The organism is Oceanisphaera sp., from assembly GCF_048268965.1.
GTDB lineage: Bacteria > Pseudomonadota > Gammaproteobacteria > Enterobacterales > Aeromonadaceae > Oceanimonas.
The window spans coordinates 1-11,374 of the sequence record NZ_JBLWUK010000050.1; the positions used below are offsets into that span (position 1 = coordinate 1).

12 protein-coding genes are annotated in these 11,374 nt (G+C 56.6%); 4 read left to right on the forward strand and 8 right to left on the reverse strand.

What is annotated here, in order from left to right; all coding sequences use genetic code 11:
* Window positions 1-206: 206 nt before the first annotated feature.
* From ACN0VL_RS14630 to ACN0VL_RS14640, 3 genes are all read right to left on the reverse strand, one after another.
* Window positions 207-653 (reverse strand): thiol-disulfide oxidoreductase DCC family protein, encoded by a 447-nt coding sequence (locus ACN0VL_RS14630; protein WP_417618640.1) that lies wholly within the window; start codon window positions 651-653, stop codon window positions 207-209.
* A complete protein-coding gene (locus ACN0VL_RS14635) occupies window positions 637-2,094 on the reverse strand; it encodes an HTTM domain-containing protein (protein WP_417618642.1) in 1,458 nt (485 codons plus the stop codon). Before ACN0VL_RS14635 ends, ACN0VL_RS14630 begins: the two co-directional genes overlap by 17 nt.
* 439 nt (window positions 2,095-2,533) lie before the next feature.
* Window positions 2,534-4,066, reverse strand: a complete 1,533-nt coding sequence (locus tag ACN0VL_RS14640) for an alkaline phosphatase D family protein (protein WP_417618644.1) — start codon at window positions 4,064-4,066, stop codon at window positions 2,534-2,536.
* A gap of 352 nt (window positions 4,067-4,418) precedes the next feature.
* Here ACN0VL_RS14640 and ACN0VL_RS14645 point away from each other — a divergent pair, with 352 nt between their 5' ends.
* The gene (locus tag ACN0VL_RS14645; RefSeq protein ID WP_417618646.1) at window positions 4,419-5,036 is read left to right on the forward strand and encodes a cytochrome P460 family protein; all 618 of its coding nucleotides are present in this window, start codon (window positions 4,419-4,421) and stop codon (window positions 5,034-5,036) included.
* Window positions 5,037-5,130: 94 nt separating this feature from the next.
* On the opposite strand, the gene merF is transcribed toward ACN0VL_RS14645, so the two are convergent.
* The 3 genes from merF to ACN0VL_RS14660 all read right to left on the reverse strand — a co-directional run bounded on the left by merF (window position 5,131) and on the right by ACN0VL_RS14660 (window position 6,586).
* Complete coding sequence (gene merF / locus ACN0VL_RS14650; RefSeq protein WP_417618648.1) at window positions 5,131-5,346, reverse strand: mercury resistance system transport protein MerF; 216 nt, start codon at window positions 5,344-5,346, stop codon at window positions 5,131-5,133.
* A gap of 4 nt (window positions 5,347-5,350) precedes the next feature.
* Complete coding sequence (locus ACN0VL_RS14655) at window positions 5,351-5,557, reverse strand: GDCCVxC domain-containing (seleno)protein (RefSeq protein WP_417618649.1); 207 nt, start codon at window positions 5,555-5,557, stop codon at window positions 5,351-5,353.
* A 255-nt stretch (window positions 5,558-5,812) separates the two neighbouring features.
* Window positions 5,813-6,586 (reverse strand): AraC family transcriptional regulator, encoded by a 774-nt coding sequence (locus ACN0VL_RS14660; protein WP_417618650.1) that lies wholly within the window; start codon window positions 6,584-6,586, stop codon window positions 5,813-5,815.
* 162 nt (window positions 6,587-6,748) lie between these two features.
* Here ACN0VL_RS14660 and ACN0VL_RS14665 point away from each other — a divergent pair, with 162 nt between their 5' ends.
* The gene (locus ACN0VL_RS14665) at window positions 6,749-7,645 is read left to right on the forward strand and encodes a DMT family transporter (protein WP_417618652.1); all 897 of its coding nucleotides are present in this window, start codon (window positions 6,749-6,751) and stop codon (window positions 7,643-7,645) included.
* Window positions 7,646-7,747: 102 nt separating this feature from the next.
* On the opposite strand, the gene purT is transcribed toward ACN0VL_RS14665, so the two are convergent.
* On the reverse strand, window positions 7,748-8,929 hold the full coding sequence (purT, locus tag ACN0VL_RS14670; protein WP_417618654.1) for a formate-dependent phosphoribosylglycinamide formyltransferase: 1,182 nt from the start codon (window positions 8,927-8,929) through the stop codon (window positions 7,748-7,750).
* A gap of 206 nt (window positions 8,930-9,135) precedes the next feature.
* Window positions 9,136-9,684: a glycine betaine ABC transporter substrate-binding protein gene (locus tag ACN0VL_RS14675; protein WP_417618656.1), complete on the reverse strand. Its 549-nt coding sequence runs from the start codon at window positions 9,682-9,684 to the stop codon at window positions 9,136-9,138.
* A gap of 325 nt (window positions 9,685-10,009) precedes the next feature.
* Here ACN0VL_RS14675 and ACN0VL_RS14680 point away from each other — a divergent pair, with 325 nt between their 5' ends.
* Entirely contained in the window at window positions 10,010-10,672 is a 663-nt protein-coding gene (locus ACN0VL_RS14680) for a hypothetical protein (RefSeq protein WP_417618658.1), read from the forward strand.
* A gap of 205 nt (window positions 10,673-10,877) precedes the next feature.
* Window positions 10,878-11,228, forward strand: a complete 351-nt coding sequence (locus ACN0VL_RS14685; protein WP_417618660.1) for a hypothetical protein — start codon at window positions 10,878-10,880, stop codon at window positions 11,226-11,228.
* Window positions 11,229-11,374: the final 146 nt, after the last annotated feature.

Sequence of the window (11,374 nt, forward strand, 5' to 3'; positions counted from 1 at the left end):
CACTGAAGGTGGCGGATAGATAACTCCGGATTCTAGCACCATCGGCACTCAAAGGGGGTGATACAGGTTCATAACGGGCGTTGTGCTTGAAGCTCAGGGCAACGGGTTATGCGCCCCCTGCCGTTAATATTCGGGTCGTCAACGGCAGGCGGGTGCGTATAGAAGGTGTCTACGGTTGGTGAGACGACCCCGTCGCCTAGCCTACCTTATTTCTGCTCCGTGTCCGGTATCGGCCTGGCGTCGAGGAAGCGATCGCTGACATCCTGCGCCGGCACCCAGCAAGTATGGGTGCGGCCGAACCAGCGGTAGCGGCGAGCACCAACGAAGTCGTAGACCCAATCACGCAGCGGGCGAGGCACGAGCAGAAACACCTGCATCAGCGGCCAGAGGCCGGATAGCCGGCCGGCGGTTCGCAGAGCCGCAGTCGATCTGAGCCAGATGCCGTTGCCGTCGATGAGCACGATCGACCCGAGATAGTCTGCCGGCTCGACGCCGTTATGTTCGAGTAGCTCTTTCGCAATCGATGACTGCAGTGAAGCAAAGAGAAACCGTTTTTCTCGGTCGCGCTGGATCACAAAGCGCACGGAGCCGGTGCACAAATTGCAGACTCCGTCGAACAGCAGGATCGGGCGTTGGTCAGCAGCCAAGGTCATGCCTGTGGGTCCGGTTTGGAGGGCGCTCGAACGGCATCCGCAATGGGAGGATCCAGTCGGCGTGCCCGATGCCACGCTCGATTTTGGTGAGGTCGCGGCCAGAATCGATCAGCAGCGCGGCTGGTCGTCCGTTCAGGGATACGCAGGTGCGCGCACGCACCTCGACGTTAGCCAGGCCAAATTCGTTCGCCCAGACGTTTTCAATATGGTGCGCCAACTGCAAAATCAAATCCGGCCGCGAGCCGACTTGAACCGCCTGGTGGTAAAGCAGCAAATCGCTCGGTTCGACCCGCCACTCCCTGCCGGTGACAGGGTCGCGCACGGTGAATTCAATATCCGCTTTTTTGTCGCGCAGTTTCATCATCCAGGCAAAGCGGTGCCCTTCCTCGGTCCAGCTCGGGTTTCCCGGATAAAGCAGGTGCCGCAGCGGAAACAGGATCTGAAAGCCGAACCAGACGACGATGAACGTCAGCAAGGCCCGGCGAGCGCGGGGCGAGAAGGACCGCCGAGGTGACATATAGGCATCACGATGATTCATGTTACCTACATCGGGATCGGGCACCCTCGCATTGTGTCGGCCGGCAAGCCGCGACATCGAGCGCAGCATTTGCTTTGGCCAGTCCGGATCGAGGAATAGCAGCGTTGCTGCCATCGTCAACCACGGAAAGATACCGATCGAAAACATAAAATGATTCGAAAGGTGAAACGCGAAATAGACGATGATGATCGGCAAACGCGTGCGCCGAAACAGCAGCAGCGGCGCCCCGATCAAATGCACCGCGATGACCCCGTAGGAGGCTACCGCCACAAACCAGTCTTGCTCCAGCAGCGGCCCGATGAGCGGTGTGTCGGTTCGACGCGCCAGCCACATGCCGAGCGGTTCGAGCCTGAGCCAGTCGGGGTTGATCTTGACCAGGCCGGCATAAATCAACATGACTTCCATTTGTGCACGCAGCATCCATATCGACCATCGGCTCACCGTGACGCCTTGCCGGCCGCTGCTCAACCAGGCATCAATCGAAACGGTACGGTGGGCTGGCATCAGGGCGAGCAAGAACAGGAGCAGACTAACCAGATAGAAGTGATTGAGGTAGCGCGCCTGATCGAGCAAAAAGATGTAGGTGAACGACAGCCACAACAGCAGAATGGTCACCCGGTAAAACAATCCAAGCGCGATGCACAGCGATAACAGCGCCATCGCGCCGAACAGCCAGTACATGCCATTGCCCGGAAGCGGCGCCACCCACTCGAACCCGTAATAAGTGAAACGGAAATCGGGGGCTATGTAGTAAAGGTAGATCCAGTCGTTAGAGTAGAAACGCCAGCACTCGATCAGCATGACGATGCCGAAGCAAATGCGGAAGAATGCGAGCGAAGACGCATCGACCGGATCGAACAAGCGGTTGGTAAAGCGATCGAGGGACTGTCGAGGATTTATCATAACAACCAGATCAGGTGAGAGACAGATGACAATGGCACCAGGTGCCTGCCGCGCGGCCGGGTAAATTACCATAATAGGGCAAGATTATGACCCCCTGCCCCATCAGGATGTGTGACAACTAGTCGCTATGTCGAGCAGCCCGCTTTTGCTTGGGTTTGCTACCCGCTTTAACAGCCAGGCTCTTAACCATTAAAATGTTCATCAATGTCATGTAACCCCTTCTCCTGCTTGTACTTGTTTTACTTGTCGGGTTGAGCATGTCGTCGTAGGTACTGGGAGGCCGGCCCCGATGAGGCTCTGTTTCCAGCATGGCCCGCTGGCTTATCCCTGTCACCACCGGACAAAATCTGACATCCGCATTGCGTACGGCTTTACACAGCGCTCATCCCGACGCAGCCAAATTCACCAACATTGAGCGGGAAGCCCCCGTCCTGGAACATCAGACCGGTTGCAGCACCTTGGTAAACAAGGCTTGGTTATTGAGATCCTTGAGGATCACGGTCATATTCCGGCTTTGGCCGTCTATGTCGACCTGGCCAAAGAACTGCAGGCCGGCCAGGGGCGACAGGTTTTGTGTGGCAGGCGATTTCTCATACACCACCTGCAGACCAAAGGTGTCGTCCACCTTGCCGGGGCCAAAGCTGCCGGCATTCAGCGGGCCGGATACAAACTCCCAGAAAGGCGAAAAGTCGTTAAAGCTGGCTCTGGCGGGATCGTAATAATGCGCCGCCGTGTAATGCACATCTGCGGTGAACCACACCAGGTTTTTGATGCCGGCGTCTTTAATGCCCTTGAGCAGCCGGGCTATTTCCAGCTCCCTGCCCTTTGCGGAGCCGTGATCACCGTTGGCCACCGCCTCCCATTTGGTGTCACCGTCGGCCACCTGCAAACCCAGTGGCATATCGCAAAATACCGCTTTCCAGGTGGCAGTTGAGGCTTTAAGCTGCGCCAGCAACCAGTCTACCTGAGAGCCCCCCAGAATGGCGGTATCCTCCCCTGCCTCGGTTTGCAGGTTAGCACTATTGGGGCCACGGTAAGAGCGCATGTCGAGCACAAAGCGATCCAGCAGCGGGCCAAACGGCAGGCTGCGATAGATTTGCTCGCTGCCTTCGGGGCCGCTGCGGCGAATGGGAGCATAGTCAAAAAAGGCACGGGTAGCACGGGCCTGCAGCAGGGTGGGGCTTTTCACTGTGTATCGGGCATCGCCGCTCAAATCCTTGGCAGCGGAATAGTTGTTCACCACTTCGTGATCGTCCCACTGCCAAATCTGAGCCACCTTGCTGTTAAACAGCCGCACATTCTCGTCCATCAGGTTATAGCGGTAGCGACCACGGAATTCGTTGAGGGTTTCGGCCACCTTACTCACCTCGGGAGTGACCAGGTTTTTCCAAACCTTGCCGTCTTCCACTTCCATTTGCTCGGGGATGGGGCCATCGGCATAGATGGTGTCACCGCTGTGCACAAAGAAGTCGGGATCCTGCTCGGCCATGGTGCGATAAATTTTCATGCCGCCCAATTCCGGATTAATGCCATACCCCTGCCCCGCGGTGTCTCCGGACCAGAGAAAGCGCACCGGGCCAGCGGCAACAGGCGCAGTCATAAAACTGCCGGTCACCCACTCGGATAACGCATTATTGCCGGCATCGCTGTACCCTACCCGCACATAAATGCGCCGCCCGGCGGGCAAGCCCGTCAGTTCAACCCGGCTGGTAAAGTCACTGGGCGATAACGCCCAGGGGCCACGCACTTTCTCTGGCTTGGCAAAGCTGTCTTCCAGATCCCACTCCACCCACATGCGAGCCGGACGATCGCTGCGGCCCCACACAATGGCGCTGTTGGCCAGCACATCACCAATCTGAATGCCGCTTTGTTGCTGGGGCTTGTCACTTGTTGCCGCCATGAGTGGCGCTCTGCTCAATAGCAAACCGCCACCCAGCACAGCCATCCCCTGAAGAAAATTACGTCGCTTCATTTCATCCTCGGTTTCAACAGAAAAGAGGACTTTAGACACCAAAGATGAAAAGCGAATAAAGGTTTAATGACGGGTTGAAGAAGATGGGAGCTGGGTTGCTTACATAGTCACCCATTTTAGAAGCACCCATAACATGGGTGTAATTAGTTGGCATGCCTTGCTGCTGCAGGTTCCCTTGATGGCGCCCATGAAAAGGGGAAGCTCCCCAAGGATTATCCCCATAGACATATTTGTGTTACCGACCTCAGGACATCTGACCAAGACTCTTGCCAAATGGTTAGCACGCTGAAAAACAGGCAATCCATGGCGGGATAGGCTTTACTTTAGTGACCCCCCACAGGAGGCTATTCCCATGCGATTCAGAACAACATTAACCGTTACGCTTGCCACCCTGCTCGCAGGCGGCACATTCTGGGTGTCGGCGGCTGCCGACGAGCAGCAGAGCACCATGGCCGCCAGTGGCCAGTTCTCGCCCCATGTTGATGCCAAAGGTACCATCAGTCGCCCTTCTGCCTTTCGCGACGAATGGGTACACATAGGTAGCTGGTTTGTACGCGAAGATGAGCAGGCCAGCGGACCCGGTGTGCATGACGTATACGCGGAACCTTCGGCCGTAAAAAGCTTTCGCAAAACCGGGCAATGGCCCGATGGTGCCACCCTGGTCAAGGAAATAAGCAGTATTCGTGAAGGTGAGAAAACAACCGGTTTTGCCCAATGGGCGGGCGAGCCGGGCGTTTGGTTTGTTATGGTGCGTGACCGCCAGAACCGCTTCCCCGAGAATAAGGCCTGGGGGGAAGGCTGGGGTTGGGCACTGTTCACACCAGACAGTCCCGAAGTCAGTCTGACAACAAACTGGAAAGGCGAAGGCTTTAACAACTGCTTTGGTTGCCATGTACCGGCAAAAGACACCGAGTGGGTCTATATAGAAGGCTATCCGGCTATTCGTGATTCGGCTAACTACGCGAATTGATTTGACGCGGTTCGGCCAATCACACAACCCAGCTGCAGGCTCTGGAGCAGTTGAATCAAGCAGTGCCAGAGCCTTAACGAATGGCAACAAGGAGTCAGGGGGACTTGTCACGCCAACGCTGAACAAGCCCGATAACCAGCATCACCAGACACAGCGCGAGCGCAGGAAAAAGCAGGTAATCCAGATACCCCACCCACGCAGAAATGCCAAGCACCGCAAACAGCCAAACGAGCACGGGAGTAAAACAGCAAAGCGCGGCTATCGCACTGCCAATGGCACCCACCTTTATTAACCGACTTGCGTTCTTCATAGGCTCAACGGCACGATTGTTCCAGCTGGATCGGGGGACACGGCGCGTCGCCGTAAGAGCAAAACACACAGCAATCTCCCGGCCTGGGTTTAAGCAGAGTCTTGCAGTACTTGCACTCATAAAAATACTGGCACGCATGCTCCGGCATTGTCTCCCGCTCCCTGTGCCCGCACGCCGGGCAGGTTATCTCTGACGTGAGTTTGGGTTTCATCGTTCACCTTACTCGAGGGGCGCTTTGCCCTGAACATAACACCAACAATATACGCGGCTTGAATTGCTGAAGGCGAAGCCGCAATGGACAAGTTATCGTGCCTGCAACGGCTAGCTGCCGTCATCCGATGACACCAGATGAATGATGTTGCACGGGCTTGATATCCAGAACGCTTTAACACCACTCGGCAGCGGTTCGATTTCATCCCGACGATAACAGCCTTGTTCTTTAAGGTAGTCCGCCGCTTGACCAATGTCACTGGCGGCGATACTGCTCGGGCGTACAGCCGGCGTGGCGCGTAAACATGGTGATAAACGCCGAGCTGTTGCTGTAGCCCAGATCGAGGGCTACCTCTTTAATCGCCCGCCCCTGCTCCAGCGCCTCGATGGCGGTTAAAAAGCGCAGCCGTTGGCGCCATTCGCCAAAGCTCATGCCCAACTCTTTAATAAAATGGCGCGCCAGGGTGCGTTCGCTTACAAATACCCATTTGGCCCACTCGCACAGGGTGGCGTTATTACCCGGTTCGGCGCTGAGCTGATGCAGCACCTGATTCACCATCTCGCTTTGTCCGTAGGGAAGATAGTCCGATTCTCTGGGGGCTAGCTGCAGCTGATCCAGCAACACTTGCTCCAGATTGAGATCGGCCTGGCGGGTAGGGGTGGTGACATCTCGCTCGGCAAAGTCATTTAAAATGGCTTTGAGTATTGGGCTCATGGACAGGGCACACGGGTGCTCGGGTAGCCGGTCGCATTCACTCAGCGCAATATACACGGAGCGATACAGCACAGACTCGCGGTTGTAACAGCTGTGCACTTGATGGGGCGGAATCCATATCCCATAGTGAGGTGGCGACATAACAGGCCGGCCGGCAATATGCAGCTGCATTACGCCACGGGCGGTATAATTCAGCTGCCCCCAGGGGTGCTGGTGAGCGGCCGCATGGGTGTCGGCGCCGTACTCGTCATAGCGGAAATACACGCGACCGGGCAGCTGACTCAGCCTGGGGATCTGAATGTAGTTCTTGTTCATGGCCGCTCTCTTGTTCCGCTCTTGCCCGGTAGCACACCCTTTTCCTGTACGCTTGTCCTGTTGTCTGAAACCGGCTGCTTGTTGTCTGAAAATCAGTATAGCCTTATTTAAAGTCAGAGGATAATAGCCGACCGTTACCTTGTGATAAGCAGATTGAATTCAATGTATTACCTATTTCCCTTATTGGCGGTGTTGTTTTGGGCCGGCAACACGGTCGTGAACAAGTTGACCGTAGGCACTATTTTTCCTGCCGAGGTGGGCTTTTATCGCTGGCTGTTTGCCTGTGTGCTGTTAACGCCGTTTTTACTGCGCCCTACCCTCAAAGCCTGGCCGGTGCTCAAATGCCATGGCGGAAAGATTTTTGTGCTGAGTTTGCTGGGCATGGCGGTCTATCAAAGTCTGGCTTACTTTGCCGCCCCCAGTACCTCGGCCACCAACATGGGCATAGTACTGTCGCTGATGCCGATGATGTCGTTGGTGATGGCGGTGCTGATGCTGGGCCAACGGCTGACCAAAGGCGCGGTGCTGGGTGCTCTGTGTTCCTTTATGGGCGTGCTGTGGGTCATGTCGGCCGGCAATGTGGCAAGCCTGGAGCAAAACGGCATTAATATTGGTGATGGCATGATGCTGGTGGCCACCCTGGCCTATGCGCTGTACAGCACGCTGTTGAAAAAGTGGCAAATTCCCCTGCCTGCCATGCAGTTACTCTATGCCCAGGTCGTGCTGGCGGTGGTGATACTGCTGCCGCTGTTTTGGCTCTCGCCCCGGGCCGGCCTGAACACGAGTAACCTGCCCCTGGTGATCTACGCCTGCGTGTTTGCCTCCATTGCCGCACCGCTCACCTGGATGACCGGCATCAAGCACCTGGGCCCGAGCCGGACCGCCATTTTTTTTAATCTGGTGCCCATTTTCACCGCCCTGATTGCCGCCGCCATCTTGAACGAGACGCTGGCGGGTTATCATCTTGTTGGCGGTGGGCTGACGCTGTTTGGCGTCTTGTTGTCGGAGCGCTGGAAGCAACCTCTGCGCCAGCAGGCCACGGTGGCACAGCAGCCTTAGGGCCGGTAGTCAATTCAGGTCAGACAACCCGTTGGCGGGTGATATATGAAAGCAGGCGCCTTCGAGGGAAGGCGCCTTAACGGCAGATATTAAAGGCAGGTATTAAAACTCGACGCTGACCCTGGCCGCACATTCGCTGGCCCTGGTTTTGGCGGCGTCTATGTTGTCGGCCAGTGCCAGTGCGACCCCCATGCGGCGGCGACCGTTAATTTCGGGTTTGCCGAACAAGCGCAGCTCGGTATCCGGCTCGGAAAGCGCCAGATTCAGGCCACCAAAACGGCTCTGACAAGACTGTCCCTCGGGCAGAATTACCGCCGAGGCGGCGGGGCCGTACTGACGGATAAGCGGGATCGGCAGCCCTAATATGGCGCGGGCATGCAGGGCAAACTCCGACAGGTTTTGTGAAATCAGCGTCACCAGACCGGTGTCGTGGGGGCGAGGCGAAACCTCGCTAAACAAGACATCGTCACCACGAATAAACAACTCGACGCCAAATACACCATAGCCGCCCAGGACGCCAGTCACTTGCTCGGCGACCCGCTGCGCAGAAGCCAGTGCCGCCGCGCTCATGGCCTGGGGCTGCCAGGAAGTACGGTAGTCGCCGTCTACCTGCAAGTGGCCAATGGGCTCGCAAAAGCTGGTGCCGTTGGCATGGCGCACCGTGAGCAGGGTGATTTCATAATCAAACTCGACAAAGCCTTCTATGATGACCCGCCCACCACCGGCACGCCCTCCTTCCTGGGCATACTGCCAGGCCGCCTCTATCTCACTCTCGTGGCGCAGGGTGCTTTGTCCCTTGCCGGAGGAGCTCATAATGGGCTTGACCACACAGGGCAGTCCGATCTCGGCGATGGCGGCGGTAAAGTCTTCCAGCGTGCTGGCGAAACGGTACGGTGAAGTCGCCAGGCCCAGCTCTTCGGCGGCCAAACAGCGAATACCTTCCCGGTTCATGGTGAGCTGAGTGGCGCGTGCAGTCGGGATCACGGTAAAGCCTTCCTGCTCCAGCTCGGCCAGGGTGTCGGTGGCAATGGCTTCAATTTCGGGCACGATCAGGTGTGGCTGCTCTTGCTCAATCACGGCTCTCAATGCCGCACCATCCAGCATGGAAATCACGTGCGAGCGGTGGGCCACCTGCATGGCGGGCGAGTGGGCATAGCGATCGACTACGATCACTTCTACCCCCAGGCGTTGCAGCTCAATCACCACTTCTTTGGCCAGCTCGCCGCCACCACACATTAATACTCGGGTGGCCGTGGCCGAAAGAGGCGTTCCAATTGTTGTCATCTGTACTGTTCCTGTAAAAGCAGGCCGCCGGTTCACGGCCAAATAAAAAACCGTTCTCGCTTGGTGTTAGCAAGAACCATTAATCGAAATAAAAGTGGTCAGCGATCCGCTGCCAGAAAAACCAGAACCAAACGAAAGAAAGAGACCGGCGTCAGCCCGGCAAGATAACAAAAGACGGTATTTTTCTTTAACGGGTGGCAGTCAGGTTACGGCTTGTCGCCGCCCAAGGGGTCTGTATGCTCGGCCAACCAGCTTTCTGCCGCCAGGGGCCAGCTTTGGCTTTGCTGCCAGCGATGGATAATTTGCGTTAAATCCTGGGGTTGCCAGTGCAGGTTGCGCAAAATGGCCAGCGCCTTGGGTGATTCTTGTTCCAGGCTACGGCGTACCACCGTATGGGGCTTGTCGTTGGCGGGCCATATTTCGTCCTCCTCCGCCAGGCCATTGTCTTTGGGGCCCAGGTCGTCAAGCCGGTCAAAGAAGCGTTCCACAAAGGGCGCCGACGCATCAGGCAACCAGACCGTCACACTGGCATCGGCCTTGCCGGCCCAGAGCCGTTGCCAAATTTGCCCCAGTCGCGCCTCTTCAATGGTCACGGTAAACCCCTGCTGTTTCAGTACCGCGCCCGCCAGGTGCGTGCGAGCCAGTTCGGCGGGGTGAGCGCCGGTGAGTAAATGAATATCTTTAGAAGATGAGTCGCTGCAGCCCGCCAACAGCAAGCCGGGCAGCAACAGCATCAGGTGTATGAATCGTCGCATTGCTTGTTCTCCAATGAATCGCCATGTCCCCGAGAGTGCCAGAAAGTGACGCCTGTATTCTGTATCCGGCCTGCTTCTGCTGAGGCGGGTTGCGTGGGTCTGCCTGTGGTCTGCGAAATATAAAGTGGTGGCTATTGCACTACTTAGGCTGATTTCAAGCTTAGATGGCCCTGCTGAACGTCGCCGTAAATGCCGTGAATATCATGCTGCAGGTCTGGATGCTTTTTGGACGATTTATGCTAATCTGCGCCACCTTTTCGGTGCCTTGGTGAACGCCTAGGCTCAGTCAGGCAAACCTTTATTGACTTATTTACATGGATACAAGATGCGTCTATCTAACCTGTTAACCGTTACCGCCCTGTGCTGGTTGCTCAGCGGTTGCGTTGCTCCCATGTTGGCCATGAGCCAAAACCAGCTGATGTGGTCTTTAATCAAGCCTCTGGTCGGGCTGGATCCGAGTAGCAGCAAGCTGTTTGAACAGCCCACCATTAAAAACCGCATGACGGCCCTGTTGGGCGATGACTATCAAGACACCCTGGCGCTGCTGCGTACGGCGCCCAAGCTGCAGCAGGAAGGCACCCTATTTTACCTGGCATCCAATGACGCCTCAACACCGGACGCCGAGCGAGCCAGCCTGGTGTGGAACGCCCAAACCAACCAGATGTCTGCCTTGTTAAGCAAGGGGGAGCTCACCCAGATATTTACCGAGTCGGAAAGTGAGCAAGCCATTGCCTGGCCACAGACCGTTCAAACCTGGTTGGCTGAGTCCGCCTCTTCTGACTCCAAGGCCACGGCCGACGAGATTGAAATGGAGCGACGTCAGTTGAAGCAAGAGCTGACGGCGGCCGAGAAAAAGCTCGAAGCTGCCGAAGCGCAGCTGAAAGCATTGCAAGCGGAGCCCGTCGTCAAGGCCAAGGCGGTGGCGCAGAGCAAACTGGAAGCAACAACTGAGGCAGCCGACGCAGACCCGCAAGTGTCAGCAAACTAAGCATAACAATGGCGTGGTTAACCACGCCATTGTTATTGAGCCCTTAATTATAACAGCGGCTTACCGGCCAGAGAACCGTCCTCTGGCCGATTGTCGCTTTCGTTTACCCCGTCTGCACCCAGCTCCCCCCACCACCGCCATCACGCCGCGTCAGGCAGCTCTATACTGTAAAGACAGGTTACAGGCCGCTTTTACTGGAGAAATTATGCAAGGATCCGCTGTCACGCGACGTTTGCTGGGGTTAGGGGCTGTAATACTGCTGCTGGCACAGGCAAACGCGACACAGGCGATGGACGCCATTACTCTCGATATCGGCGGCACTCCCGGTACGGCCTACTCCGCACACTGGACGGTAGAAAACGCCGGTCACACCCGGGAGCATCATCAAAAACAGGGCCAGGTTCCTGCCAGGTTCAGCTACAACGGCCATGCCATTGCTGGCAGAGTCACGCTGTTAAGCGAGGGGCAGTTAACCTTGTCGGTAGAAAAAGGCGGCAACCGCTCCCGCTCAGCCACCCAGGGCAAGGGCAGCACGCTGCAGTTTTCGGTCAGATAAAAAACGTCGATAATGTCTTGAGTTGAAGGAGTCATCATTCATGAGTGGTCTCTGCGTATAATACTCAACGTAAGCGTCACAGCATCCACACCTAACACGCCACATTAACCGATGTTAACGTGGCATCTTAGAGATGAGTTATACGC

Bases quoted from the DNA above. Each gene is read 5' to 3' on its own strand.
- ACN0VL_RS14675 (WP_417618656.1), bottom strand. From the start codon at position 9,684: ATGCGACGATTCATACACCTGATGCTGTTGCTGCCCGGCTTGCTGTTG.
- ACN0VL_RS14660 (WP_417618650.1), bottom strand. From the start codon at position 6,586: ATGAACAAGAACTACATTCAGATCCCCAGGCTGAGTCAGCTGCCCGGT.
- ACN0VL_RS14685 (WP_417618660.1), top strand. From the start codon at position 10,878: ATGCAAGGATCCGCTGTCACGCGACGTTTGCTGGGGTTAGGGGCTGTA.
- ACN0VL_RS14645 (WP_417618646.1), top strand. From the start codon at position 4,419: ATGCGATTCAGAACAACATTAACCGTTACGCTTGCCACCCTGCTCGCA.
- ACN0VL_RS14640 (WP_417618644.1), bottom strand. From the start codon at position 4,066: ATGAAGCGACGTAATTTTCTTCAGGGGATGGCTGTGCTGGGTGGCGGT.
- ACN0VL_RS14630 (WP_417618640.1), bottom strand. From the start codon at position 653: ATGACCTTGGCTGCTGACCAACGCCCGATCCTGCTGTTCGACGGAGTC.
- purT (WP_417618654.1), bottom strand. From the start codon at position 8,929: ATGACAACAATTGGAACGCCTCTTTCGGCCACGGCCACCCGAGTATTA.
- merF (WP_417618648.1), bottom strand. From the start codon at position 5,346: ATGAAGAACGCAAGTCGGTTAATAAAGGTGGGTGCCATTGGCAGTGCG.
- ACN0VL_RS14680 (WP_417618658.1), top strand. From the start codon at position 10,010: ATGCGTCTATCTAACCTGTTAACCGTTACCGCCCTGTGCTGGTTGCTC.
- ACN0VL_RS14635 (WP_417618642.1), bottom strand. From the start codon at position 2,094: ATGATAAATCCTCGACAGTCCCTCGATCGCTTTACCAACCGCTTGTTC.
- ACN0VL_RS14655 (WP_417618649.1), bottom strand. From the start codon at position 5,557: ATGAAACCCAAACTCACGTCAGAGATAACCTGCCCGGCGTGCGGGCAC.
- ACN0VL_RS14665 (WP_417618652.1), top strand. From the start codon at position 6,749: ATGTATTACCTATTTCCCTTATTGGCGGTGTTGTTTTGGGCCGGCAAC.